General features: G+C 58.1%; 25 protein-coding genes. 11 read left to right on the forward strand and 14 right to left on the reverse strand.

The features are described 5' to 3' along the window. Positions 1-27 precede the first annotated feature (27 nt). The 4 genes from AVI_RS06815 to AVI_RS06830 form a co-directional block, all read right to left on the reverse strand. A complete protein-coding gene (locus AVI_RS06815; protein WP_015915673.1) occupies positions 28-1,263 on the reverse strand; it encodes a L,D-transpeptidase family protein in 1,236 nt (411 codons plus the stop codon). A 248-nt stretch (positions 1,264-1,511) separates the two neighbouring features. Further along, positions 1,512-2,798, reverse strand: coding sequence for a DNA polymerase IV (locus tag AVI_RS06820; RefSeq protein WP_015915674.1), 1,287 nt, complete (start codon positions 2,796-2,798; stop codon positions 1,512-1,514). A gap of 108 nt (positions 2,799-2,906) precedes the next feature. Further along, positions 2,907-3,554: a hypothetical protein gene (locus tag AVI_RS06825; RefSeq protein ID WP_015915675.1), complete on the reverse strand. Its 648-nt coding sequence runs from the start codon at positions 3,552-3,554 to the stop codon at positions 2,907-2,909. Further along, the gene (locus tag AVI_RS06830; protein WP_139191392.1) at positions 3,554-3,850 is read right to left on the reverse strand and encodes a DUF3572 domain-containing protein; all 297 of its coding nucleotides are present in this window, start codon (positions 3,848-3,850) and stop codon (positions 3,554-3,556) included. Before AVI_RS06830 ends, AVI_RS06825 begins: the two co-directional genes overlap by 1 nt. A 254-nt stretch (positions 3,851-4,104) precedes the next feature. On the opposite strand from AVI_RS06830, the gene AVI_RS06835 reads away from it, so the two are divergent. Continuing rightward, the gene (locus tag AVI_RS06835; RefSeq protein ID WP_015915677.1) at positions 4,105-4,476 is read left to right on the forward strand and encodes a response regulator; all 372 of its coding nucleotides are present in this window, start codon (positions 4,105-4,107) and stop codon (positions 4,474-4,476) included. A 187-nt stretch (positions 4,477-4,663) separates the two neighbouring features. After that, positions 4,664-6,034: a PleD family two-component system response regulator gene (locus AVI_RS06840; protein WP_041696447.1), complete on the forward strand. Its 1,371-nt coding sequence runs from the start codon at positions 4,664-4,666 to the stop codon at positions 6,032-6,034. A gap of 1,039 nt (positions 6,035-7,073) precedes the next feature. Here the strand turns inward: AVI_RS06840 and rpmG are convergent. The 5 genes from rpmG to topA all read right to left on the reverse strand — a co-directional run bounded on the left by rpmG (position 7,074) and on the right by topA (position 14,464). Beyond that, positions 7,074-7,241, reverse strand: a complete 168-nt coding sequence (gene rpmG, locus AVI_RS06845; protein WP_015915679.1) for a 50S ribosomal protein L33 — start codon at positions 7,239-7,241, stop codon at positions 7,074-7,076. Between the two features lie 93 nt (positions 7,242-7,334). After that, positions 7,335-8,519 carry an MFS transporter gene (locus tag AVI_RS06850; RefSeq protein ID WP_015915680.1) on the reverse strand — a complete coding sequence of 395 codons (1,185 nt, stop codon included), beginning with the start codon at positions 8,517-8,519 and terminating at the stop codon, positions 7,335-7,337. A 253-nt stretch (positions 8,520-8,772) separates the two neighbouring features. Then, on the reverse strand, positions 8,773-9,228 hold the full coding sequence (locus AVI_RS06855; protein ID WP_015915681.1) for a DUF983 domain-containing protein: 456 nt from the start codon (positions 9,226-9,228) through the stop codon (positions 8,773-8,775). A 146-nt stretch (positions 9,229-9,374) separates the two neighbouring features. Next, a complete protein-coding gene (gene rnr, locus AVI_RS06860) occupies positions 9,375-11,651 on the reverse strand; it encodes a ribonuclease R (RefSeq protein WP_234617908.1) in 2,277 nt (758 codons plus the stop codon). Positions 11,652-11,749: 98 nt separating this feature from the next. Continuing rightward, entirely contained in the window at positions 11,750-14,464 is a 2,715-nt protein-coding gene (topA, locus tag AVI_RS06865; protein WP_015915683.1) for a type I DNA topoisomerase, read from the reverse strand. A gap of 250 nt (positions 14,465-14,714) precedes the next feature. On the opposite strand from topA, the gene AVI_RS06870 reads away from it, so the two are divergent. After that, positions 14,715-14,921: a hypothetical protein gene (locus AVI_RS06870; protein WP_041696451.1), complete on the forward strand. Its 207-nt coding sequence runs from the start codon at positions 14,715-14,717 to the stop codon at positions 14,919-14,921. A 35-nt stretch (positions 14,922-14,956) separates the two neighbouring features. Here the strand turns inward: AVI_RS06870 and dprA are convergent, their stop codons facing one another. Genes dprA through AVI_RS06890 form a run of 4 tightly spaced genes read right to left on the reverse strand, consistent with a single transcriptional unit; the run spans position 14,957 to position 19,007 of the window. Then, the gene (gene dprA, locus AVI_RS06875; RefSeq protein WP_015915684.1) at positions 14,957-16,108 is read right to left on the reverse strand and encodes a DNA-processing protein DprA; all 1,152 of its coding nucleotides are present in this window, start codon (positions 16,106-16,108) and stop codon (positions 14,957-14,959) included. Positions 16,109-16,114: 6 nt separating this feature from the next. Beyond that, complete coding sequence (gene plsY, locus AVI_RS06880; protein ID WP_015915685.1) at positions 16,115-16,744, reverse strand: glycerol-3-phosphate 1-O-acyltransferase PlsY; 630 nt, start codon at positions 16,742-16,744, stop codon at positions 16,115-16,117. Between the two features lie 17 nt (positions 16,745-16,761). Then, on the reverse strand, positions 16,762-18,054 hold the full coding sequence (locus tag AVI_RS06885; RefSeq protein ID WP_015915686.1) for a dihydroorotase: 1,293 nt from the start codon (positions 18,052-18,054) through the stop codon (positions 16,762-16,764). Further along, the gene (locus tag AVI_RS06890) at positions 18,051-19,007 is read right to left on the reverse strand and encodes an aspartate carbamoyltransferase catalytic subunit (RefSeq protein ID WP_015915687.1); all 957 of its coding nucleotides are present in this window, start codon (positions 19,005-19,007) and stop codon (positions 18,051-18,053) included. Before AVI_RS06890 ends, AVI_RS06885 begins: the two co-directional genes overlap by 4 nt. 307 nt (positions 19,008-19,314) lie before the next feature. Here AVI_RS06890 and AVI_RS06895 point away from each other — a divergent pair, with 307 nt between their 5' ends. The 4 genes from AVI_RS06895 (at position 19,315) to AVI_RS06910 (ending at position 22,098) form a co-directional block, all read left to right on the forward strand. Further along, positions 19,315-20,958, forward strand: a complete 1,644-nt coding sequence (locus tag AVI_RS06895; protein ID WP_015915688.1) for an acyl-CoA dehydrogenase family protein — start codon at positions 19,315-19,317, stop codon at positions 20,956-20,958. A 60-nt stretch (positions 20,959-21,018) separates the two neighbouring features. Continuing rightward, a complete protein-coding gene (locus tag AVI_RS06900; protein WP_015915689.1) occupies positions 21,019-21,447 on the forward strand; it encodes a GNAT family N-acetyltransferase in 429 nt (142 codons plus the stop codon). Positions 21,448-21,580: 133 nt separating this feature from the next. Further along, a complete protein-coding gene (locus AVI_RS06905; protein WP_041696454.1) occupies positions 21,581-21,781 on the forward strand; it encodes a hypothetical protein in 201 nt (66 codons plus the stop codon). Next, positions 21,778-22,098: a DUF6105 family protein gene (locus AVI_RS06910; RefSeq protein WP_015915690.1), complete on the forward strand. Its 321-nt coding sequence runs from the start codon at positions 21,778-21,780 to the stop codon at positions 22,096-22,098. The genes AVI_RS06905 and AVI_RS06910 overlap by 4 nt, the downstream gene beginning before the upstream one ends. On the opposite strand, the gene ruvX is transcribed toward AVI_RS06910, so the two are convergent. Next, positions 22,053-22,529, reverse strand: a complete 477-nt coding sequence (gene ruvX / locus AVI_RS06915) for a Holliday junction resolvase RuvX (RefSeq protein WP_015915691.1) — start codon at positions 22,527-22,529, stop codon at positions 22,053-22,055. The genes AVI_RS06910 and ruvX overlap by 46 nt on opposite strands. 144 nt (positions 22,530-22,673) lie before the next feature. Between ruvX and AVI_RS06920 the strand changes: the two genes are divergently transcribed. The 4 genes from AVI_RS06920 to AVI_RS06935 all read left to right on the forward strand — a co-directional run bounded on the left by AVI_RS06920 (position 22,674) and on the right by AVI_RS06935 (position 25,866). Next, the gene (locus AVI_RS06920) at positions 22,674-23,378 is read left to right on the forward strand and encodes a metal-dependent hydrolase (protein WP_015915692.1); all 705 of its coding nucleotides are present in this window, start codon (positions 22,674-22,676) and stop codon (positions 23,376-23,378) included. A gap of 163 nt (positions 23,379-23,541) precedes the next feature. Next, a complete protein-coding gene (gatC, locus tag AVI_RS06925) occupies positions 23,542-23,829 on the forward strand; it encodes an Asp-tRNA(Asn)/Glu-tRNA(Gln) amidotransferase subunit GatC (protein WP_015915693.1) in 288 nt (95 codons plus the stop codon). A gap of 71 nt (positions 23,830-23,900) precedes the next feature. Then, positions 23,901-25,382: an Asp-tRNA(Asn)/Glu-tRNA(Gln) amidotransferase subunit GatA gene (gene gatA, locus AVI_RS06930; RefSeq protein WP_015915694.1), complete on the forward strand. Its 1,482-nt coding sequence runs from the start codon at positions 23,901-23,903 to the stop codon at positions 25,380-25,382. Continuing rightward, positions 25,333-25,866 (forward strand): GNAT family N-acetyltransferase, encoded by a 534-nt coding sequence (locus AVI_RS06935; protein ID WP_080516966.1) that lies wholly within the window; start codon positions 25,333-25,335, stop codon positions 25,864-25,866. The genes gatA and AVI_RS06935 overlap by 50 nt, the downstream gene beginning before the upstream one ends. The last annotated feature ends 78 nt before the right edge of the window (positions 25,867-25,944 follow it).

A 25,944-nucleotide genomic window follows, 5' to 3' on the forward strand; every position in this document is an offset into this window, starting at 1 on the left:
GCCACATGGATTATTTCGGTATTGCCGTTATCCCGGCAGGTTGGTGATGAAGTCCGTGCCGTCAACCGTATCCGGGCTTAGTCCGTGGTCGGTAATCGTCATCACGGTTCCTGTCGTCATGGTCATTTCAATACGCTCGCGGATGTCGGCGGGGACGTGAATCCGATTGAAAACCGTATCCAACCCATTGGGGACGTTTGGCTGCATCTTGCCAATGGTGACAATCGACGAATTTGAGACCGTGGAAGTTTGCTCAAGGCTGGTCACCTGCCAATGAGCCTTCCCACCGGCACTCTCCAGGTTCGCTGCGAAAAAATGGGTGCCGAGTGGTTTTTCCGGCTGGTCGATGACAATAGGCGCATCGAAGACCGGCTTGAATGCCTGGCGTGCATAGATTTGGCCAACGGGTGGTATCGGCTTGCCAGCAGTTTTATAGAGAGCGCTCAGGAACGTCGGCGTAATCAGCGGACCCTTCAGGGGCAGACCTTTCCACCGTTTGAAGCCCTGGATGGCCGTGCGGGTCAGGGGGCCGGCATGACCGTCATGGCCGCCCGTCTCAAACCCCATGTCCTGCAACAGAAGTTGGGCGTCATGGATGGTTTCGGTTTCACCCCGAAACGTGATCAACAGGCTCAAAGGTGGTTGTCCGGCAATTACGGACGGGGGTTTGGGGCGGGGCAGATCGGCCATCGCCACTTCCACCGGTTCTGTACCGCTGGTGCCGTCCGTACCGCGCAGGCGGGCGTCGGACAGGATTTGCGGGCCTTGCTGTTGTTGCGTCGGGGTGAACAGGAACGGGTGTTCAATGGGAGCCGGTGCGACCGGAGCATCGCTGATCAGCACATGCGCACCCAGCCGGGTCATGCCGTAGAGCTCACGCGCAAATTGGCCGGGCAGGCGCACGCAGCCATGCGAGGCTGGCCGGTTTGGTACGCTGTTCGATTCATGCAAGGCAACGCCAGACCAAGTGATTCGTTGCATCCAGGGCATGGGCGCATTCGAATAAAGGTTGGATTCGTGATATTTCGTCTTTTGGATGATCGAGAAGATTCCAGACGGCGTCGTATGACCTTCCTTACCAGTAGAAACCTTCGAAGAGGCGATGATCCGGTCTCCATCATAGACCGTGAGAGATTGCGTCTGTTTCGACACGATGATTTGCAATGCGCTGCCGTCTCTGGCGGAGGCCTGCGACAGGCCTGCGCTCAACGCGAGCAGGGAAGCGGACAGGAACATCGAACGAAACATGGTGCGGACCGTCATGGTGCCCTCATCTGTAAACCGGGAAAACTGGGCCTTCAAAAGGTCGCCTGATCATGTGAGCAACGATGTGCCGAGAAATCAGTTGTTAAACGCCTATACCGCCGTGCGTTTTATAAAATGCACAAAGGATGCAGCCGCGTGCAGGCTGAATCCTAAAATAAACGTCGATCTTTAACGATTGCTTACCCGGCATGGCCGCTCACACAAAGTTGACGGGCAATGCTTTGACAACGGCGCTTTGATAGTGGCTATTTTTTATTGCTGTCGAAGGTGAAGCCGGTTTCGACCATGCCCTTGCCGAATTTCATCCGCAATTGGTCCATGGCGGCTTCCGCCTTGGCGCGGCGGGCGGCATCCGGATCGACCAGATCCGGGGGGTCGGCCAGGCTTGGGTCGGCAAAATCGCTGATGCCGATACCGATTAGCCGAAATTTCGTGCCATCGGCTTCCTTTTCCAGCATTTGCAGGCCCGTGCGAAAGATCCGGTCGGCAAGTTGAGTGGGATCGTCCAAGCGCCGGTTGCGGGTGCGTAATTTGAAATCGGCGCTCTTCAGCTTCAAGATAACGGTGTGTCCAGCCAGTTCCTGCTTTTTCAAGCGCCAGGCGACTTTCTCCGAGAGCTTGCGCAGATGGGGGACAAGGTCTTCCCGGCGGGAAATATCGTCAAAGAACGTGGTTTCGGCGGAGACGCTTTTGGCCGGGTCATTGGTATGGACGTCCCGGTCGTCTATGCCTTTCGATAGCCGTGCCAGTCGTTGGCCCATGCTGCCATAGCGGCGGATCAGGTCGCTTTCCTCCATGGTTTGCAATTGTCCGATGGTGCGGATGCCGTCTTTTTCCAAGGTGCTGGCGAAGGCCTTGCCGACGCCCCAGATCGTGGTGACAGGGCGGGGCGCCAGAAAGTCCAGCGCTTCGGCCTCGCCGACGACCGAAAATCCCCGCGGTTTTTGCAGGTCGGACGCCACTTTCGCCAGAAATTTACAATAGGATAGACCAACAGAAACGGTGATGCCGATCTCGCTTTCAATACGCCGGGCAAGCCGTGCCAGCACAAGCGCGGGTGGCGCGTGATGCAGGGCCTCAGTCCCTTTCAATTCCAGAAAGGCCTCATCAATGGACAGGGGTTGCACCAGAGGGGTCAACTCCTCCATCATTGCCCGGACCTGCCGACCGACGCGGGAATATTTTTCCATATTCGGTGGAATGACTACGGCGTCAGGGCAAGCTTCCAACGCCTTGAACATCGGCATGGCCGAGCGCACACCATGGATGCGGGCCACGTAACAGGCGGTGGAAACCACACCGCGCTTACCACCGCCAATGATCAATGGCTTGTCGATCAGGTCTGGATTGTCGCGCTTTTCAACAGAGGCATAAAAGGCGTCGCAATCGATATGGGCCAATGTCAGCTTAAACAGTTCCGGGTGATAGACGAGGCGAGGGCTGCCGCAAGCCGTGCATCTCCGCTTGCCTTCCGCCTGTAGGGAAAGGCAATCACGACAAAAGCCGGAATGGAGGGGCGGCGCAGCAGACATGGGCGAGAACATATGTTGAACATCGCCACCATAAGCCGGGTTTTCAGTGCCTGCAAGGGGAACCCTTGCTAATCTCCATGGCCTGAAAAAGTAAAAGACGGAAGCGGATCAGACCCGCGCCTGGAAATGGCGGAGAACTCGCTCGCTGGCATCGTGCCAATCGTCGGCACGCAATACATGGGGGCCGGGCGGCGGCGCGTGGCGATGAATTTCAGACTGAGGCCCGATCTGCACCAGTAGACAGTCCGGTGCATGCTCTCCCACGGAATGGAGATTATGGGCCATGTCATCCATGAAGGCGAAGGGCAGGGGCCTGTCACCATGCAGGGCTTTCACAACTGGTCCCTTTGGGCTTTCCGTGGCCAGGAGGGGGAAATCCAGCCCCAGCCGGTCCAGCAGACGGCGCCGCTGGGCGGTAAAGGCGGGGGGCATGGCGGTCAGAAACACAATATCGGCAATCTTGCCGATCCGTTGCAGCACGGCCACGGCATCGCCAAACGGCGTCTGCCATTCTTCCTGCTTTTCGAAAAACGTCAGCAGGAGATCCGTGACAATCTGATCTTCCAGCGCAAGCTGATCCTTGGCTGACACGATATTGCCATGCAGTCGAAAGGATTTCGGCAAGAGACGATGGCCCAGGCTGTCGAGATAGGCCTCGAAGGGTACCAGGAATTCCAGCACGACGTCGTCGACGTCACTGATCAGCAATGGCCGGTCCGCCAATTGAACGTGGTTGAAGTCGACAATCTCGCCCATCAGATTTCACCGGAATCAAGTGCAGGCCGAACATAGACGTGATAGGCTGCAATCACATCTTCCGGGCGGGTCTGGGTGGCGGAGCAGAATTCCAGCAAGGTCGGTTCATGCTGCATGAGAAACTCCAGAAGTCCGGCCAGAAATTCCGGGTCATTGACGGCCAGGCGCAATTGCTGAGGCTCCAGGCCGGTCAGGGACAGAAACCGTCCCAGCATGTCCGGCTCACTCGCTAGCCAACCCAGTACGGCAATCGCCGTTTGTTCGGCGTGCTCTGCTGAAACCGTCTTGATCGTCACTTTGTCTCGCACAGTCTATGCCCATTTCAGTTTGTTTCGTCCGGCAGTTCGTTCTATCCGGCCAACTCGCTTAAACCGGTTGTTATTTTCGGTTTATCACGGTTAAATTGTCTTGACTGACTTGTGTCGCAATGTGCCGGGGAATTACCTATTTCTCAACCAAATCGCGCTAAATTCTATTTCACAAAAGAATGAATCTTTATGTCTGTTACGCCTGTCATCCACCATGGAGGGCGGGAAAGCAAGGATTGAAAATGCCGAAAAAGGTGATGATCGTTGAAGATAACGAGCTGAACATGAAACTGTTTCGTGATCTGATCGAAGCGTCGGGCTATGCGACCATCCAGACCCGTAACGGCATGGAAGCGCTGGAATTGGCCCGCAAACATCATCCCGATCTGATCCTGATGGACATACAGCTACCGGAAGTTTCCGGCCTGGAAGTGACCAAATGGCTGAAGCAGGATAGCGAGCTGCACGTTATTCCCGTGATCGCGGTGACTGCCTTTGCCATGAAGGGCGATGAGGAACGTATTCGCCAGGGTGGGTGCGAGGCCTATGTGTCGAAGCCGATTTCCGTGCCAAAATTCCTGGAAACGATCAAGACCTATCTGGGCGACGCCTGAGGCGCAGGCAGCGCGGGGTTCTCAAACCCATAGGCGATCGCCGTGAGATCTGGTCAAATGCCTGATGGACCGCGGCGCTCTGGAAGTTATGAATTCTATCTGAAGTGCCAGTCTGTCGGGGTGGCGCAATGTTCATGCAGAGCCGGTCGCGCGAGTGCGCCAGGCATGCTTCAAGGGGTGATGGCTGATGACAGCCCGTATTCTGGTTGTTGATGATGTTCCTGCCAATGTGAAGCTGTTGGAAGCGCGGCTGCTGGCGGAATATTTCGAGGTATTGACGGCGGAAGACGGGTTGAAGGCGCTGGATATCTGCGACCGCACCCAGGTGGACGTCGTCCTTCTTGATGTCATGATGCCAGGCATTGACGGCTTTGAAGTGTGCGAGCGGCTGAAATCCAGCCCGCGCACGGCCCATATTCCCGTGGTGATGGTCACGGCACTGGACCAGCCTTCGGACCGGGTGAGGGGATTGAAGGCTGGCGCTGACGATTTTCTGACCAAGCCGGTCAACGATCTGCAACTGATCTCCCGGGTTAAAAGTCTGGTGCGTCTGAAAACCCTTTCCGATGAATTGCGCATCCGCGCCGAGACGGCGCAGAAAATGGGCATAGACAGCAACATTCATCTCGGCGACGGTCGTATGGACGAGGTCGGCCAGGTTCTGCTGGTCGATAGCCGCGCCAGTTCGCAGGAGCGCATCATCAAGGCGTTGAAGCCTGTGGCCGATGTTGTTGCGATGTCCGACGCCCAGGCCGCGCTGTTTGAGGCGGCGGAAAGCAATTTCGACCTGGTTATCGTCAATGGCACGCTGGAGGATTACGATCCGCTGCGCCTGTGTTCGCAGCTGCGGTCGCTGGACCGCACCCGCTTCATTCCGATTTTGCTGATTGCCGACCAAGGCGAGGAATACTTGATCGTGCGGGCGTTGGATCTGGGCGTCAACGATTACATTGTCCGGCCGGTCGACACCAATGAGCTTCTGGCGCGCACGCTGACCCAGCTACGCCGCAAACGGTATAATGACAGGCTGCGCAGCAGCGTGCAGCAAACCATTGAACTGGCGGTGACCGACGATCTTACCGGACTTCACAATCGGCGCTATCTCGATACCCACATCAAAGTGTTGTTCGAGCGCTCCAGTCTGCGCAAGCAGCCGCTTTCGGTGTGTCTGGTGGATATCGATCGGTTCAAGCTGGTCAATGACACCTATGGCCATGAGGCGGGCGATGACGTTCTGCGGGAGTTTGCTGCTCGTATTCGCGCTACGGTGCGCGGAGCCGATCTTGCCTGCCGCTATGGCGGTGAGGAATTCGTGGTCGTGATGCCGGATACGTCGCAAGAGATGGCCGGTACGGTGGCCGAGCGCCTGCGCGAGATGGTAGAGAAAAAGCCATTTCGGTTGCAATCTGGCGGCGAACTGAATGTTACGGCATCGCTTGGCATCGCTACGGCGGGAGATGAGGTCGCAAGTCCGGAACAATTGTTAAGACAGGCTGACCGCGCGCTCTATCAGGCCAAAACCGAGGGCCGTAACAGGGTCGTGTCGGCGGCGGCTTAAAGTAATTTCAGCACAGGTGTACCTTTGTGTTTGGGGTCACGTGGAGCCCGCTCTCCCGCATCATCAAAAATTCATCTGCCGTGATTTTCCGTTACATCCATGCGCGTGTTCAAGGATCCGGTTTGGCAAAAATTTGCTCCTGACATGGAAAGCCATGTTTGCCCGGACTTTTCCGAGAGCTTGTAGATGTGCTCGATACATGTCTATTTTTTTTTAAAAAAATAAAAAATATACCATAAATAAATAAGGGTATAGTTTTATTTTTGTACTCTGTTTTGGATAGAAATGGAGGTGTAATAGAAAGTTATGTTTTTCGAATTGTTGATAACGACGATTTTTCGTCGATATCGAGAGTTTTTTAGAGAAAATACTTGCCTCTCTGGAGTGTTAATTCTATTTGTTTTTACGAAGCGGAAATGAGCAGAATTTAACCATGCCGACATCGAAAAGATGCAACGGTTAAGAAAATGTTGATTTTTTATTTCATATGCGCATAGTTGGGACAACTACGATGCATCCATAGCAAGCTGTGCTTTAACGTATGCTGTGGTTCTTAATAAATGCCGTTTTTATAAGCTGCTTAGAGATATCCATCGATCCCTGTGGATCTGAGAAATTAAGCAGTAAAAACTGACGAATAACAGGTTTAACCAATACCCCATGGTGCTCAGGTCCGCCGCATCTCCTGGGTCGTGGGGTTGGTCGGCAGGTGTGCGATTATCAAGCGGTTCCTCGTGCCGTTATTGCATGCCCGCCGACCCCCATTCCAACGCCGCTTCCCAACGCCGCTTCCTTGTCCGGAGGCGGCGTTTTGCGTTTCGCGGTCGAGATGGTTTCCGATGCATTCTAACCTGCGCCCCTCTCTATGCGTGGGGTCACTGTCCTCGCGCCGACAGCGTCCTTACGCCTATTGCCCCAGGCAGGATCGGGCTCGGCTTTTAAAGTCGGTCTGCGTGGCGTGCTGGCCCATCCTCAAAACGGCATAAAAAAAGCGCGCCGGATGGAGCGCGCCTTTCAATCTTCTTACGAAGAACCAGGATCACTTGATCTTGGTTTCCTTAAACTCGACATGCTTGCGAGCGATCGGGTCGTATTTGGTCTTCGTCATCTTGTCCGTCATCGTACGGCTGTTCTTGGTGGTGACGTAGAAGAAACCCGTATCGGCTGTCGACAGCAGCTTGATCTTGATGGTTGTAGCCTTGGCCATGGTCGTCCTGCCTTACATGAATAACACAAAGCCGTGACGACCTTCAGGGCCCACGGCAAATCTGGGCGGAAACTACAAATCGCCACCGAAAAGTCAACCCCGCACACCCTTGAAAAACAATCGTGCGACGGAAAGAACCACATATAACGCAAAGAAGCCGGCAATCGACCAGGCAAAACCGGCATTTCCGCCCATGTCAATCGCTGCACCCACCACTTGTGGTCCGGCCACCGTGCCAACGGCGTAGCAGAAAACGAAGGCGGCATTGGCGGCGGCAAGGTCTGAGCCTGTGAGTCGGGAGCCGAGATGACTGAGGCCGATTGTGTAGAGGCCCGACACGCAGCCGCCCCAGAATAGCAGGATGACGGCCATCGCCATCCAGCTATGGGAGATCAGCGGCAGCAGCAGCGATCCGATCAGACCGACCGTCGCCAGGGCGCCGAGCAGCAAGCGGCGATCCCTAAGCTTGTCGGAGAGCATGCCAAGCGGGATCTGGAACACCATATTGCCAACCCCCATCACAGTGAGCAGCAGGGCTGACTGGGCCTCTGTGAAGCCGATACGGGTGGCATAGACGGGCATCAGTGACAGTCCACCGACTTCCACCGCGCCGAACACGAAGACGGCGGCTGTGGCGGTTGGCACCAGGAAGATATAGCGGAAGAAATGCATCTCTGGCTTTTCATCCAGCGCCGGGCTTTCGTTGCGGGCAACGAAGATCGGCACCGCTGCCATGAGGATGGCAACCGCACCGATGGCAAAGGGCAATACGCCTTCACTGCCGACAATCGAAAACAGCAAGGGGCCTGCTGCAAAACCGACCGATAGGACCGTGGCATAAATGCCGAGCACCAGCCCGCGCCGCGACGGGGGGGCGGCCGCATTGATCCAGAATTCCGACAGGATGAACAATGTCGTCGTGGCGCCGTGAAACACCAGTCGCAGGGGAAACCACATCCAGAAGGCTTCGGCGTAATAGAAGCCGAGCGAACTGAGCGCTGCCAGCAGCACCGCCCAGATCATGGTCTGCGCCACCCCGACACGGTGCGCGAGCCTGGTGGTGATTGGCGCGGCAATCATCGCCGCAACGCCTGCCATGGCTGAATTCAGCCCGATCAGGGTGGAGGGAATGCCGCGTTTTTCCAGAATGATGCTGAGCAGCGGCAATCCAAGCCCGATGGCAATGCCCACAGCGGAAATCGATGAGACTGCGGCAATCAGCGATGGCCAATGGATCTCTTCACGATGTCCGGTAACAGGGTCTCTGGTGTCAGACATGGAAGGTCCTTAGAAGAAAATGCACGCAATGCGCGGTGAAGGATAACAGCGCAAGGCGTCATGCCAGGGCAACAAAGGCCGATTACATCTCATAATATGCCAGCGATCCTCCGGGGCTTTACTCCATAATGGCAAAAATCGAAACCGGTTTAAGCCACTATGCAGAAAACTACTTATTTGATTGTCTTAATACGTCGCCCGACCTGGGTTGGTTTGGCCTGGCTGGTCCATCCGATATGGCTCGTTGAAACCGTCACTTTGGCGGATAGCGCTCGTCGTAGTCCTCGATCACCTCAGACTCGTCCCCGAAACCATGCATGCGCAGCGCCCATTGCAGCCCGACCACGCCGCCCTTGATGGGCTGGATGATCAACAGAGAGACGATGACGGCAATCGGTGTCCAGATCGCCAGATGCGCCCAGGTTGACAGCACGAAGACCAGATCGGTCATCATATAGCCGCCCAGCAGCACATGGCCGACGATCATGATGACGATATAGGGCGGCAGGTCGTCGGCCCTCTGATGGGAAAGATCCTCGCCGCAGGCTGCGCAGGTATCGACCGGCTTCAGGAAGGCCTTGAACAGGCGACCGGAGCCGCAGGCCGGACAGGTACACATCAGACCGCGCAGGATGGAGCGTCCAAGGGGGCGAACCGCATCCTTGCCGCCGCCGAAGCGGATAACGGGGGGAGACTGGCTGACAGACATGCGGTTCCTCCTGAACTTCTATCAAATCCTATAGGCTTTGATCAAAGATGGGGCATGAAAGTTGATATTTCATCGCGGCATTTGCGCACAAGCGCTTCGACTGGCTTCATTTACGAAGCCCAGATATACGAACTCGGCGCGTAGTTTCAACGCCTTCCACGCGGTGGTCTTGTTCCCGGTGTCTTGCCGGGACCAGGCCGTCCGCGCCGCGTCGCCTTGTGGAAGGAACGGATGCCGGTCGGCATTTTCTTGCCTTCGCTGAGGATTTCAAACCGCAAGGCACCGGCCAGCGGCACGGCTTCCACCAGCTTGACGCTGACGCTATCCCCCAATTGATAGCCAAGCCCGGTCTTTTCGCCGGTCAGTGCCTGATGTGCCTCATCGTAGATGAAATAGTCGCGGCCAAGCGTTGAGACCGGAATGAAGCCATCAGCGCCATATTGCGGCAGGGAGATGAACAGGCCGGATTTGGTGACGCCTGAGACCTGCCCGTCGAATTCGTCGCCGATCCGTGTTGCCAGATGGTGAGCGATCAGCCGGTTGATCGTGTCGCGCTCGGCTGCCATGGCGCGGCGCTCGAAGGTGGAAATTTCGGCGGCGACATCGGCCAGCGCCGCTTCTTCATCGGATGTAATGCCGCCTTCGCCAAGCCCTAGCGTGCCAACCAGCGCCCGATGCACGATCAGGTCGGCGTAGCGGCGGATGGGGGAGGTGAAATGCGCGTATTTCAAAAGGTTCAAGCCGAAATGGCCGATATTCTCGGGGCTATAGACCGCCTGACTCTGCGAGCGCAGCACCATTTCGTTGACGATGGTCTGATGCGGCGTGTCCTGCGCCTTGGCGAGGATACCATTGAACGAATTGGAGCGCAGATTGCCGCCCTTGGCCAGTGAAAAGCCGATGGTGGCCAGGAACTCGCGCAGCACTTCCTGCTTGGCCAATGTTGGCGTATCGTGGATGCGGTAGACCAGCGGCTGTTTTTTCTTCTCCAGCGTCTCGGCGGCGGCCACATTGGCCTGGATCATCATTTCCTCGATCAGCTTATGGGCGTCCAGCCGTTCTGGTACAAAGACCCGATCCACTGTGCCATCGGCTTTAAGGATGATTTTGCGCTCCGGCATGTCCAGTTCCAGTGGCTGACGGCGGTCGCGGCCACGCTTCAGGATCGCATAGGCGGCCCAAAGCGGCTTCAGGATCGGCTCCAGCAGCGGCCCAGCCTTGTCATCCGGGTTGCCGTCAATAGCGGCCTGTGCCTGTTGGTAGGACAGTTTGGCCGCACTCTTCATCATGATGCGATGAAAGGTATGGCTGGCCTTACGGCCTTCATGGGAAAACACCATGCGCACGGCCAGCGCCGGCCGGTCAACGCCCTCGCGCAGCGAGCAGAGATCGTTGGAAATCCGCTCCGGCAGCATCGGCACGACCCGGTCGGGGAAATAGACCGAATTGCCGCGCTTCAGCGCCTCGCGGTCCAGCGCCGACTTACTGCGGATATAATAGGAGACGTCGGCAATCGCCACGGTGACGATCACGCCGCCCGGATTATCGGGCGAGGGGTCCGGCTCGGCATGAACAGCGTCGTCATGGTCCTTGGCGTCATGCGGGTCGATCGTGACCAGCGGCAAGCTGCGCCAGTCCTCCCGATGCGCCATGCTGGCCGGTTTGGCGGCATCGGCCTCGTCTAGCACCGATTGCGGGAAGATATGTGGAATGCCATGGGCATGGATGGCGATCATCGAGATGGCTTTTTCTGATGCCACCGAGCCAATCACCGACAGAACCTTGGCGCGGGCAAGACCCAGACGGCTGGAGAGCCGCCCGACTTCCACCTCGACCAGATCGCCGTCGCGGGCGTCGCCGACATCGGCGGCCTCGATGACCATTTCCTCGCCGCGCCGCTCGATCGGCATCAGCCTGCCGCCGGTATCACCGGCCATTTCACGGTAGACGCCCAAAAGCGCGCCGCGCCGCTTGTCGATCACTTTGATGATCCGGGCGGTATAGGCGGGACCGATATGGTCCTTGGAGGGGAAAATCTTTGCCAAAACCCGGTCGCCTAGTCCGCCAACCGGCGTCTTGCCCTTGGCGCGGTCCGCGCTGGACTGGCGGATGGAAACGGCAGGGGCAGCGCCCAGTTCATCCGGCCATTCGGCGGGACGCCCGATCAGGTCGCCATCCTTGTCACGGGTGGTGATGTCGAGAACGGTCACGGGCGGCAATGCCCCAGGTCGGCTCAGCGACTTGCGGTTCTTGTTGACCAGCCCGTCTTCTTCCAAAGCCCGCAGGGCTTCCTTCAATTCAATACGGGCTTCGCCCTTCAGGCCAAAAGCCTTGGCGATTTCGCGCTTGGATGCCCGGTCGGGGTTGTCGGTGATGAACTGCATCAGGATTTCACGGGGCGGCACCGCCCCGTGAATGATCACCGTTTCATTCTTGTCCGCTGCCTTTTTCGCCGCAAGCTCCGCCTTCCGCGTTCTGTTGGTGAGGCTGCGGGTGTCGGGTCGCGGGGATTTGCTCAAGGTCAGGCTTTCTCTGTTTTTGCGGCGGGCTTTGCCTTGGGCTTTGTTGCCTTCGGCTTGGCAGCTGCTTTCTTTGGTTTGGCGTCGGCGGCGTCATCCGCATCGGCCTTGGTGGCTTTCGCAGCCGGTTTTTTCGCAGGCGCCTTCTTTGCGCTGGCGGATTTGGCCGCAGGTTTCGCCTTGGTCTTGCCGCTGCCTTCCTTGGCTGCGCGCTCGACGATCAGGGCAATCGCCTCTTCCATGGTCACGGCTTGCGGGTCCATGCCTTTGGGAATGGTCGCATTGATCTTACCCCAATTCACGTAGGGACCATAGCGGCCATCGCGCACGGTAATCGCACCGCCATCGGGATGATCGCCGATCTCTTTCAGGGCGGCAGGTGCGGCGCGGCCACGGCCACCGGGGTTGGCCTGCTTTTCAGCCAGAACCGTGACGGCTCGGTTGAGGCCGATGGTCAACACATCCTCGATACCATCGAGATTGGCATAGGTGCCATCGTGCAGCACGAAAGGTCCGTAGCGGCCAAGCCCCGCAGTCATCATCTTACCGGTTTCCGGGTGAAGGCCGACTTCGCGCGGCAGCGACAGCAGTGACAGCGCCTTGTCAAAATCCACATCGGTCGGCGACCAACCCTTGGGCAGGGACGAGCGCTTGGCTTCCTTGCCATCGCCACGCTGGACGTAAGGGCCGAAACGGCCGCTGCGAAGTGTGATCTGTTCACCGGTTGTCGGATCTTCACCCAGTGCTTTCGGTTCATTGCCGACGGCTTCCGCTTCCGTGCCGCCATCGGCGGACAATTGGCGGGTGAAGTTGCATTCCGGATAATTGGAGCAGCCGACAAAAGCGCCGTACTTACCGAGCTTCAGCGACAGATTGCCGGTGCCACAAACCTGGCAAATGCGCGGGTCCGAGCCATCTTCGCGCTTCGGGAACACCAGCGGGGCCAAGGCCTCGTTCAGGGCGTCGAGCACGTTGGTGACGCGCAATTCCTTGGTGCCTTCGATCTGGGCAAAGAAATTCTGCCAGAATTCGCGCAGCACGTCCTTCCAGTTCAGCTCACCGGCAGAAATCTTGTCGAGCTTTTCTTCAAGATCGGCGGTGAAATCATATTCGACATAGCGGGTGAAGAAGCTTTCCAAGAACGCCGTCACCAATCGGCCCTTGGCTTCGGGGATCAGCTTGCGCTTGTCGATAACAACATATTCACGGTCGCTGAGCGTCTTCAGCGTTGCGGCATAGGTGGAGGGCCGGCCAATGCCAAGCTCTTCCATCTTTTTGATCAGGGTCGCTTCCGAATAGCGCGGTGGCGGCTCGGTGAAATGCTGGGTGGCGTTGACCTTTTGCTTGGCCAGCGCCTCGCGGGCGTTGATCTCCGGCAGACGGCCATCTTCATCATCGTCGTCGCTCTTTTCGCCTTCCTCACGGTGGTCGGTATAGGCGGCGATAAATCCGTCGAAGCGGATGACGGAACCAACGGCGCGCAGACCGGCTTTTTCACCGGCCTTGTCGGCGAGGATTTCAGCGGTGGTCCGCTCGATTTCGGCAGACGCCATCTGACTGGCAATGCCGCGCTTCCAGACCAGATCGTAGAGGCGCAACTGGTCGGCATCGAGATAGCGGCGCACCTGATCCGGCGTCCGGTTGAAATCGGTCGGGCGGATGGCTTCATGCGCTTCCTGGGCGTTTTTCGCCTTGGTGGAATAGAAGCGCGGCTTTTCCGGCATGTAGCGCGGGCCGAATTGCTGGGTAATTGCGGAGCGGGCGGCCTCAATGGCTTCCGGGGCCATCTGGACGCCATCGGTACGCATATAGGTGATCAGACCGACGGTCTCGCCGCCAATATCAACGCCTTCATAAAGCTTCTGCGCCACCTGCATGGTGCGTGAGGCGGAAAAGCCGAGCTTGGAGGAGGCGGCCTGTTGTAGCGTAGAGGTTGTAAAGGGTGGCGACGGGTTGCGCTTGACGGGCTTAGCCTCAATCGATTCCACCACATAGTTGGCGCCGTCGAGCAGGTCTTTCAGCCGGTTGGCCATGTCGCCATTGCCAACGCTGCGCGCTTGCAAGCGCTTGCCATCCGCGGACACCAGACGAGCCAGGAATTCATCGCCGCGTGGAGTCTTCAGAAGCGCCGACAGGTTCCAGTATTCTTCCGAGACGAATCGTTCGATCTCGTTTTCCCGGTCGCAAACCAGCCGCAGGGCCACCGATTGGACGCGGCCTGCCGAACGGGCACCGGGCAGCTTGCGCCACAGAACCGGCGACAGGTTGAAGCCAACCAGATAGTCCATCGCACGGCGCGCCAGATAGGCATCGACCAGATCGCCATCGATATCACGCGGGGCAGCCATGGCGTCGAGCACGGCTTTCTTGGTGATGGCGTTGAAAACCACGCGCTTCACCGGCTTGTCGCCGATCACCTTCTTCTTCTTCAAGAGATCCAGCACATGCCAGGAAATCGCTTCACCCTCACGATCCGGGTCGGTTGCGAGAAACAAGGCGTCGGCCCCCTTCATCGCATCGGCAATGTCCTTCATGCGTTTGGCGGAGGCGGTGTCCACTTCCCATAGCATCTCGAAATCCTGATCCGGCAGGACCGAACCGTCCTTGGCAGGCAGGTCGCGGACATGGCCGAAGGAGGCGAGCACCTTATATCCCGGTCCGAGATACTTGTTGATCGTCTTGGCTTTGGCAGGGGATTCGACAACGACTACATTCATTCTGTTTCTCTGAACATGGCCCCGTTTGTTGCATATGGCGTCGATTCTGGCGAGGGTTCAAGCATCGATGGTTCGACATGGACAGGGATTGCGCCGGGGTCAAGTCCCCTCATGCATTTTATCCATCACACGTTTGCACAACCAAAAGTTTATGAAAATGGTATTGCAATCATAAATCAATTCTGTATCATATGTTGCATAGGTAGCAATTATACATATTCAGGTTGTATTTCCACGACGGGAACACGTAATGACGGGCAGTGGCGCATCGGAACTTCATAGCCGGGAAAGCATAGCCTATGTGCGCCAGATGCTGGGTGAATTGCGGCTGGTTGCCGAGAAGGAGGGCGCGCAAATGCTGTGCTACCTGATCGAGATGGCTTTTGAAGAGGCCGGCGACCTTCAACGCCGCCACAAAGCGCCAAGAATGATCTCAAACGCCAAAAGAACGCTTTGAAAATCGTTCAAGGCGCTGATGAGCGAAGTCCAACTTTAATCCAGCGGTGCAATGGAAACCAGGCCACCGGGATGGCGGTGCAGGCGCCCGGCGATATCCAGTTCCAGCATCACCAGATAGACGGCGGATGGCGGCAGTTGCGTGTGGCGAATGATATCATCGACCTCGACCGGCGTTATGCCCAACGCATCGATGATCCGGCTGCGATCCTGTTCGCCGGGTGGCTGGTTGAAGGTCTCGCTTTCTTCATAGACCGGCTCCTCCACCTGTGGCTGGGAAAACAAGTCAATACTGCTGAGCGGGGATAGCGCCTCGAGAATATCCCGGGCCTCGGTGGTGATCGTCGCACCGTTTTTCAACAGTCCATTGGTACCATGACAGCGCGGATCGAGCGGCGAGCCCGGCACGGCAAACACCAGCCGTCCGAAATCGGCAGCCAGCCGCGCCGTAATCAGTGAGCCGGAACGACTGGCGGCTTCTATCACCACAACCCCAAGTGAGGTTCCTGCAATCAAGCGGTTGCGTCTTGGAAAATCGCGGGCGCGAGGCTCCCAGCCAAATGGCATTTCGCTGATCGCCACACCCTTGCCATCCCAGATGTCTTTCAGCAGATCGACATTCTCAGGCGGGTAGGGCCGGTCGAGCCCACCGGCCAGGGCGGCCATCGTGCCAGTGTCCAGGCTTGCCCGATGCGCGCCCGCATCGATACCGCGCGCCAGACCTGATGTGATGGTGTAGCCGGTTGTGCCGCAATCGCGTGCCAGCAGTGCTGCCATTTTCACGCCGCTGATTGAGGCATTGCGCGATCCGACAATGCCGATGGAGGGGCGGATGGCGGTACTGCCCAAGCCTTTCATCGCCAGAATCGGCGGCGCCGCGTCGATCTGGCGCAGCGCCGGGGGATAGTCCGGCTCGCCGATACCGACGAATCGCGCGCCGAATTTGCGGGCAAATTCCAGCTCGCGTTCGGCCTCAGCCACTGTCGCAATGCGGATGGAACGGGTGGCGCCGCCGCGCTGCGACAGTTCGGGCAGCATGTCCAAGGCACGTTCGGCGGTGCCGAAATTGTTGATCAGGTCGCGAAAAGTGGCCGGGCCGACATTGTCGGAGCGGATCAGCCTTAGCCAGGCGGTTCGTTGTTTTTCCGTCAGGGCGATACCTGAGCGTCCCGAACCGCCTGCCGACATGGTGTGCTATCCTTTTTTACCGATCTTGCTCTCGGTGCCTGAAATCAATCGTTCAATATTCGCCTTGTGCTTGCCCCAGGTGATCACGGTCATCGCCGAGGTGATCATGGCAGCTTCCGGCTGACCAAGTATCCACAATGCAACCGGAATAACAAGGGTTGCAACCAGTGCTGATAGCGAGGAATAGCGGCTGAGAAAGGCAATCGACAGCCAGACGATGGCAAAGACCAGCACCATCAACGGAAAAATGCCGAGCAATGTGCCGATATAGGTGGCCACGCCCTTGCCGCCCTTAAAACCCAGCCAGACCGGGAACAGGTGGCCGATAAAGGCAGCAAAGCCCCCAAGCAGGCCCGGCAGATGGACCGTATCGGAGCCGAACAGTTTCTGGGCGATCAGCGCCGCCGCCGTTGCCTTCAAGGCATCCAGCAGCAGTGTGGCTGCGGCCAGCTTCTTATTGCCGGTGCGCAGCACATTGGTGGCGCCAATATTGCCGGAACCAATATTGCGCACGTCGCCCAGGCCCGCCATCCGGGTCAGGAGCAGTCCGAAGGGGATGGAGCCGAGCAGATAGCCAATCGCCAGCGAAGCGATAAGGGCAGTGATCGTCACCTGGCTGTAATCGAGGCTGGGCATGGCCGGCTCCTATACGTTCAAGACAGAGAAAACACCGGACGGCCCGCCACATAGGTGGCGACAGCGCGGCCGGAGAAGCGGGCGTCTTCAAAGGGTGTATTCTTGGAGCGCGACAACAGCGTCTCCTTGGCAACCAACCATGGCTCGTCCAGATCGATGAGTACGATATCGGCCTTTGCACCCGGCTTCAATGTGCCGGCATCCAGCCCGAAAATTGCAGCGGGCCGGGTGGACATCGCATCGATCAGCCGCATCAGCGGCACCTGACCGGCATGATGCAGCCTGAGAGCCGCTGCCAGCAAGGTTTCCAGACCAACCGCGCCATCGGCAGCATCGCCGAACGGCAGGCGCTTGGTATCGACATCCTGCGGATCATGGGCTGAAACGATGATGTCGATATCGCCGCTTGCCAAGGCCTCGACCATCGCCACCCGATCATCCTCGGCCCGCAGCGGCGGGGCCAGTTTGAAGAACGTCCGGTATTCACCGATATCGTTTTCGTTCAGCGACAGATTGTTGATGGAAATGCCGCAGGTGACGTTGGCGCCGCGTGCGCGGGCAAGTTTGATGGCCTCCACCGAGCCGGGCACCGAAATCTTGGCGGCATGATATTTTGCCCGCGTTAGCCCGGCGATACGCAGGTCGCGTTCCAGCGGAATGATTTCGGCTTCCTTCGGCACGCCGGACAAGCCCAGCCAACTGGCAAACAGGCCTTCGTTCATCACGCCATTGCCGAGATATTTTTCGTGCAGTTCCAGCGAAATCACCGCGCCGAATTCACGCGCATAGGTCATCGCCCGGCGCAGCACCAGCGTATCATCCAGTCCATGGCGGCCATTGGTGAAGCAGACGGCGCCCGCCTGTTGCAACAGGCCGAATTCGGTCATTTCCTCGCCGCGCAGCCGACGGGTCAGGGCCGCTGCCGGGTAGATATTGACCGGCGATTTTTCCCGCGCCGCATTCTTGATGAATTCCACCAGGGCGATGTCATCGATGACAGGATCGGTATCCGGCATCATCACGAAGGAGGTCACGCCGCCAGCCGCTGCGGCCTTGCCGGCGGAGGCCAGTGTTTCGCGGTGCTCACCACCGGGTTCGCCGACAAATACCTGCGCATCCACCAGACCCGGTGCCGCGACCAGACCTTTGCAGTCCCTGATTTCGGCGCCCTCTGGCGCGCCCTGATTGCGGGCATCGGCACCGGAGGCCAGAATGCGGCCATCGGCACCGACGATAATGCTGCCAACCTCATCCAGCGAACGCGACGGGTCGATAATGCGGGCATTGGTGAAGACAAGCGGTTTGTTCATGCGCCAACTCCTTCGCTACGCGGGCCGTTATTGTCAGAGATCAGTAGCGATTCCATCACGGCCATGCGCACGGCGACACCCATCTCGACCTGGCTTTCGATGACGCTTTGCGGCCCATCGGCCACATCGGAGGCGATTTCCACCCCCCGGTTCATCGGGCCGGGATGCATGACCAGGGCGTCTTCCTTGGCGGCTTTCAGCTTTTCGGCATCAAGCCCATAGAAGTGGAAATATTCGCGGATCGACGGGACAAACGACCCTGCCATGCGCTCGCGCTGCAAGCGCAACATCATCACGACATCAGCATCCTTGAGACCTTCCTTCATATCGTGGAAGACTTCGACACTCATATCGGCAATGCCAGAGGGCAGCAGCGTGGCGGGGGCCACGACCCTGACCCGCGCACCCATGGCGTTGAGCAGGAGAATATTGGAGCGGGCGACGCGCGAATGCAGCACGTCGCCGCAGATTGCAACGATGATCCGCGACAGCTTGCCCTTGGCGCGCCGGATTGTCAGCGCGTCGAGCAGCGCCTGGGTTGGATGTTCATGCTGGCCGTCGCCGGCATTGATCACCGCGCAGGCAACCTTTTGCGACAGAAGCGCTGCGGCACCGGCCGAGGCATGGCGCACCACCAGCACGTCCGGGTGCATGGCGTTCAGCGTCATCGCCGTATCGATCAGCGTCTCGCCTTTCTTGACCGACGAATTACCGACCGACATGTTCATCACATCGGCACCGAGCCGCTTGCCCGCCAGCTCGAAGGATGACTGGGTGCGGGTGGACGCCTCGAAAAAAAGGTTGATCTGGGTCAGACCGCGCAGGGTGGAGGTCTTTTTTTCACGCTGGCGGCTGATTTTTACCGCTTCGTCAGCTTTATCGAGCAGATAGGTAATATCGGTTTCGGTAAGGCCCTTGATGCCAATCAGATGGCGATGGGGAAAGAAGACCATGCGCATGTTCTCCTAGAGTTCGTCAGGGAAAAATGGAGCCCGATTTTCCGACAGGACAAACGACAACGAAAGGCTTTGGAGTCTCTCCGCTTCGTAGTGAAAGCATGAGACTCCGAAGGGGTCGCGCGGTCTATAAAGACTGCGATGATCAGGAGCAAGCCTGCTTGAGACGTGCAAGCCTTTGTCCCCCGTTTTGGTCGCTTGCCCCGACCCATGCTGTCGCAAATGCGCGCAAACGTGTTAAAGACCATCGACAAAGATCGATTTGCGGCATTGCTGTAAGACAAAGATAAAAATTGGAACGCGGATGAGCCGTACGGAAGACAAATTGCTGGAACTCAATCAGCCAAGGCCCTGGTCCGGCGTGAACGCCTTTCGCACCGATCCGCTGGTGGTTGATATTACCAACGGCCTCAGCCGCAACCTGCGCGATGAATATGATACGCTGGGCCGCTATGTGACCTCGCATGAGGCGCAGGAACTGGCCCGCATGGCCAACCACAATCCGCCGGAACTGCGCACTCACGGGCCACGCGGCGAGCGGCTGGATGTGGTGGAGTTTCATCCGGCCTGGCACGCGCTGATGCGCCGTTCCATGGCAACCGGCCTGCATTCCTCCGTCTGGGAAAATTTAGCGGATGCACGCGGCCAGGACCACAAGGCCCGCGCCGTGCGATTCTATCTCACCGCCCAGCTTGAATGCGGCCATCTCTGCCCGCTGACCATGACCAGCGCCTCGGTCGCCGCCCTGATGGGCTCGCCCCGAGTGCAGAAGGAATGGGCGCCGAAGATTCTCTCGCGCAAATATGACAGTTCCAACCGCCCCGCCATGCAGAAATCGGCCATTACCATTGGCATGGGCATGACGGAGAAACAGGGCGGCACCGATGTGCGCGCCAATATCTCCACCGCCACACGGGTAGGCGAGGGGATCTACCGGCTCTCCGGCCACAAATGGTTCATGTCGGCACCGATGAGCGATGGGTTCGTTATGCTGGCGCAGATGCCGGAGGGTGTTGGTTGTTTCCTGGTGCCGCGCCTGTTGGAAGACGGTTCGGCCAATGGTTTGCAGTTCCAGCGGCTGAAGGACAAGATCGGCAATCGCTCCAATGCCTCCTCCGAGGTCGAATTTACCGATGCCTTCGGCTTTTTGCTGGGCGAGCAGGGCGGCGGCATCCGCACCATCCTGGAAATGGTAACCCTGACCCGGCTCGATTGCGCACTTGCGTCCGCTGGCATCATGCGCGCTTCGATGGCCGAGGCTGTCCACCATGTGCGGGGCCGCTCGGTGTTCGGCAAGAAGTTGGTGGACCAGCCGATCATGACCCGCGTTCTGGCCGATATGGCGCTGGATGTGGCGGCGGCCACGGCGCTGTCCTTCCGGCTGGCCGAGGCTTTCGACCGTGCTCGTGACAATCCCGCCGATGCGGCTTACGCACGGGTGATGACGCCGGTGGTGAAATACTGGGTCTGCAAAATGGCGCCGCCGCTGATCTATGAAGCGATGGAATGCATCGGCGGCAGCGGCTATGTGGAAGAACGCGCCATTGCCCGCCATTACCGCGAGGCCCCTGTTAACGCCATCTGGGAAGGCTCCGGCAATGTCATGGCGCTGGACGTGCTGCGCGTGCTGGCCCGTGGCAAGGATCTGTTCGAAATGGTGTTTGCCGAGCTGGAACGCGATCTCGGCCCGTCAGGCCGCAAGACCGTCGAAGTGCTGCGCGCCGCCATGGCGCTCTGCGAACGCGACGAGGGTGCGGCCCGCCTGCTGGTCGAGCAAATGGCACTGGCCGCCGCCGCCGCCGAGCTTTACCGCATGGGGGCGGGCAAGATCGCCGATGCCTTTCTTGAGACACGCCTGACAGGCGGCTGGCGAAATACCTACGGCGTGCTGGATGCCCGATTCGACAGTCGGTATCTGATTGATTTGCTGTATCCGGCGGTGGATTGAGACGCGGTTCCGGAACGCAGTTTTTAGAAAGCTTGATACGCGCAAGGAGGTGGCGTCATCATGCGGGTGCCCCGTATTGAAATCGTCGAGGATAACGTGACTTCGCAGCAGAAGGCGTCAATTCTCGATGCTTTGCTGACCTACAATAATGCGATGGCTCAGCACGCTTTCTATGTCGAATTCGCGATTCTTTTGCGGGACCCGGAGAGTGGTAATGTTATCGGCGGTTTATATGGTCTGACGGATCATGGATGGAGTTTTGTAAAGCTTCTTGTTGTGCCTGAAGCCTATCGGGGATTGGGTCTTGGCCGACGCCTGATGGAGGAAGCAGAGGCGATTGCCCGCCGACACGAAAGTGAAGGGATCTGGCTGGAGACCTTCGATTTTCAGGCCCGTCCGTTTTATGAAAAGCTAGGATTTCAGCTGTTCGGCGAGCTTGAGGCAGGCGAAAAAGCCCATGGACAATATTTTCTGAAAAAGCGCTTTTGAGATTGGATTTCCGTCCGCAATAAATCTATCCACAGCCCCATCCCCCCAAAATTAACCTTAATAAAAGGTTTACGTTGTGCGGCATTCATTAACCGTTAACTCTGCTGGTGAATGCAACCAATAGGGGCGGGTAATGATGACTGGCCTTCGGAAATATGTGGCACTGGGCGTCATGATGGCGTTTTTTGCCGTTTTGGCATTGGATATTGCGGTGCCAGCATTGGTGCTGTGCACCATGGCGGCGATCAATTGGCTGGTGCTGAAGGCACCGGATGATCTTTTTGCCCATCTCCTGCCGCGTCAATCTCTATCCGCCAAGGGGAGGCTGGCATGAAATATCTGCTGATCTTCTGGGCCGGGCCAATCCTGCTTTTGGGAAGCTGGTATTATCTTTCGCTCAACGACATGAGCTTCGGCTTTTTCATGCTGACCCGCCAGACCCATGATCTGGTCTTTACCATCTATGGCAATGTTCTAGGCATCGCGCCGGAAAGCATTCCGCCGCTGGTCATGCGTGCCATCGTTATCGATAGCACTGTGCTATTCAGCCTGGTGGCCTTTCGCCGCCGCAAGCAAATTGCTGCCTGGTGGAAAGCAAGGCAGCTTCAGAGCGTGGATGCAAGGCCAGACAGCCTGTCCAGCGCCCCTTGAAGAATGAAGCTGGCGGCTGCCGAATCAATCCGTTCGGCGCGCTTGGCTCGCGATACGTCCATTTCCAGCAGCGCGCGCGTTGCCGCAACCGTCGATAGCCGCTCATCCCAGTAGACGAAGGGAATGTCGGTTTTTTCGGCCATGGCGCGCACAAAGGCGCGGGTGGCCTGAACACGCGGCCCGGAAGAGCCATCCATGTTGATCGGCAGGCCAATGACGAAGGCGGCGACTTTTTCCTTGGCGGCAAAGGCCAGCAAAACCTCGGCGTCTTTGGTAAATTTCGTCCGCTTGATCACCGTGCGCGGCGAAGCGAACCGGCGTCCGAGATCCGACATGGCAAGACCGATGGTCTTGGTGCCGAGATCAAGCCCCGCCACGGCCTGACCCGGTTGCAGGCTTTGCGCCAGTTCTTCGATTTCCAGGGTCGCCATAACTGTTTCTCAAAATGTGAATAGTGTGTTCATGCCAAACTGTGTGGATACGGGGGTATCCTCGCCGTTTGGTCTTTTCTTGCGCTGCTTATGCCATATGTCTTGGCGGGCAAACCATTTTCATTCATCCATAGAGGATATTCCATGAAACTCACCTGGCTCGGCCATTCGGCTTTTCGTCTCGAAACCGCCAAGGCCACCATTCTGATCGACCCGTTCCTGACCCACAATGCCAGCTTTTCCGGGCTGGATAGGAAGGATATGACCAAGGGCGTCACGCATATTCTGCTGACCCACGGTCATGGCGACCATGTCGGCGATACGGTGGCGATTGCCAAGGATACCGGTGCAACCGTGCTGGCCAATGCCGATCTCGCCGCCTGGCTTGGTGCCAAGGGTGTGTCCAAAATCGAGATGGGCAATACAGGCGGCACGATCGATCTGGGCGGCTTTACTGCGACCTTTACCAATGCGCTGCATTCCTCCGCACAGATCACCGAGGATGGCGTGTCGCATGCGCTCGGCAATGCCAATGGGTTGATGCTGCATTTCCAGGATGAGGCATCCCTGCTGCATATGGGCGATACCGATATTTTCTCGGATATGGCGCTGATCAACGAATTGCATCAGCCCGATATTGGTATCGTGCCGATTGGTGACCGTTTCACCATGGGCGGTGCGGTTGCAGCACTTGCCTGCCAACGATTCTTCAACTTCAAGACCGCTATCCCCGCCCATTACGGCACCTTCCCGATCATCGACCAGACCCCGGAAAAATTCGTGGGCGGCATGGAAGGCTCGAAAACCGAGGTCAAGGCACCCAAGCCGGGCGAAACGCTGTCGCTGTGAAATGATGCCTTGCTGAAATCGTTGTTTTCGCCCCTGGGTCATTCTCTCTAGGGGCGAAAATGCGAGGCCAGGGGTGAAAATTCGAGGGTGGTAAAAGCCTGCCCGTTGCGCGGGCGCGGTTCGGCGATTATAGCGGGTCTGATAATCGATCTGGAGAATGCCGATGTCCGTTGATCTCGCCACCGTCAAGCGTGTTGCCAAGCTTGCCCGTATTGCTCTGCCCGAAGACGAGGCCGAGCGGGTCATGGGGGAGTTGAATGGCATTCTTGGCTTTGTCGAACAATTGTCGGAAGTGAATGTCGATGGCGTCGAACCGATGACGTCGGTCATGCCAATGGCTATGCGCAAGCGCAAGGACGCCGTCACCGATGGTGGTAAGGCCGATGACATCGTTGCCAATGCGCCGGAAACCGACCGCCATTTCTTCCTGGTGCCCAAGGTTGTCGAATAAGCTGGTCCGGTTATCCACCGTTCCATCGACGCCCTCGACGCCGCCGCGCCAACTATAAAGTGACCGTATTCATGAGCGAACTCACCAGCCTCACCATTGCCGAAGCCCGCGAAAAGCTGGTTTCCAAGGATATCACCGCCGTCGAACTGACCGATGCCTATCTGGGCGCCATCGAGGCTGCCAATGGCGCCATCAATGCCTATGTGACGGTGACGCCGGAGATTGCCCGCGATATGGCCAAGGCCTCGGATGCGCGGCTGGCCACCGGCAAGGCTGGCGCGCTGGAGGGCATTCCGCTTGGCGTCAAGGACCTGTTCGCCACCCGCGACGTCCATACCCAGGCCTGCTCGAACATTCTCGACGGCTTCAAGCCGAAATACGAATCGACCGTTACCCAGAACCTCTGGAACGAGGGCGCGGTGATGTTGGGCAAGCTGAACATGGACGAATTCGCCATGGGTTCGTCCAACGAAAACTCCTTCTATGGTCCGGTGGTCAATCCATGGCGTGCCACGGGATCTGAGGAAAAGCTGGTGCCGGGCGGCTCATCCGGCGGTTCGGCGGCGGCTGTGGCTGCACGGCTTTGCGCGGGTGCCACTGCTTCCGATACCGGCGGCTCCATCCGCCAGCCGGCAGCTTTCACCGGGACTGTTGGCATCAAGCCCACCTATGGCCGCTGCTCGCGTTGGGGTATTGTTGCTTATGCCTCGTCGCTCGATCAGGCCGGTCCAATTGCCCGCGACGTGCGCGATGCCGCCATCCTGCTCAAATCCATGGCCAGCATAGACGAGAAGGACACGACCTCGGTCGATCTGCTCGCTCCAAACTATGAGGCGGCCATCGGCCAGTCCGTCAAGGGCATGAAGATCGGCATTCCCCGGGAGTACCGCGTCGATGGCATGCCTGAGGAAATCGAGGCCCTCTGGCAGAAGGGCATGGCCTGGCTGAAGGAGGCCGGTGCCGAGATTGTCGATATTTCCCTGCCGCATACCAAATACGCCTTGCCAGCCTATTACATTGTCGCCTCAGCCGAAGCGTCATCCAACCTCGCCCGCTATGACGGTGTGCGCTATGGCTTGCGTGTTGATGGCAAGGATATTGCCGACATGTATGAAAAGAGCCGCGCGGCGGGCTTCGGCAAAGAAGTGCAGCGCCGCATCCTGATGGGCACATATGTGCTTTCGGCTGGCTACTACGACGCCTATTACCTGCGTGCCCAGAAAGTCCGCACGCTGATCAAGCGCGATTTCGAACAGGTGTTTGCTGCTGGCGTCGATGCGATCCTGACGCCGATCACTCCGTCCTCGGCCTTCGCCATTGGCGATAAGGATCTGGCCGCCGATCCGGTGAAAATGTATCTCAACGACATCTTCTCGGTAACGCTGAACATGGCGGGCCTGCCGGGCCTCTCGGTTCCTGCTGGTCTCGACGCCAAGGGTCTGCCGCTTGGCCTGCAACTGATCGGCAAGCCCTTCGAGGAAGAAACCCTTTTCAAAACCGCCCATGTCATCGAACAGGCCGCCGGAAAGTTCACGCCCGCTCAGTGGTGGTAAGCCGTTGATCCTGCGGCCGATGATGGAGGTTGACCGGCAGATAGTCGGTCACATCGGCTGGGACAGCTGGCGCTCCACCGGACCGCTCGACCGTACCATGACCGATCCGGCTGTAGCGCAAAAGGTCAAGGAGGCGTTTTTGCGCTTCCCTTTTGAGCCTGCGCTGGATGTCATTGTCGCCGAGGTCGAAGGGACGATTGCCGGTTGGGGCGCGCGTGAGGCGGAGCGGGATGTGATTTCCGATATCTGGATCTCGCCTGACCATCAGCGGCGTGGCATTGGCCGGTCGCTGGTGCTGCACTTTTGCGAGACAATGCGGTGCGAAGGGGTAAAACAGGCCCGAATTTCCACCCACCAGAACAATTTTGCTGCCCAGGCCCTTTATAAAAGCTGCGGTTTCGAGACAGTCTGGCAGGGTATGGAGCGCGACGCCGTCATGGAGCTGGAAATTCCCAAGGTCCGGCTACGGCGGCGGCTTTACTGAAGCACCTCCTCATCAAAGTGTTCATAAAACCTTAACGCCACTGGCGCTGTTGCATTCCCGGTGATCTACTCGACCGAT

Source organism: Allorhizobium ampelinum S4, from assembly GCF_000016285.1.
Taxonomy (GTDB): Bacteria; Pseudomonadota; Alphaproteobacteria; order Rhizobiales; family Rhizobiaceae; genus Allorhizobium; species Allorhizobium ampelinum.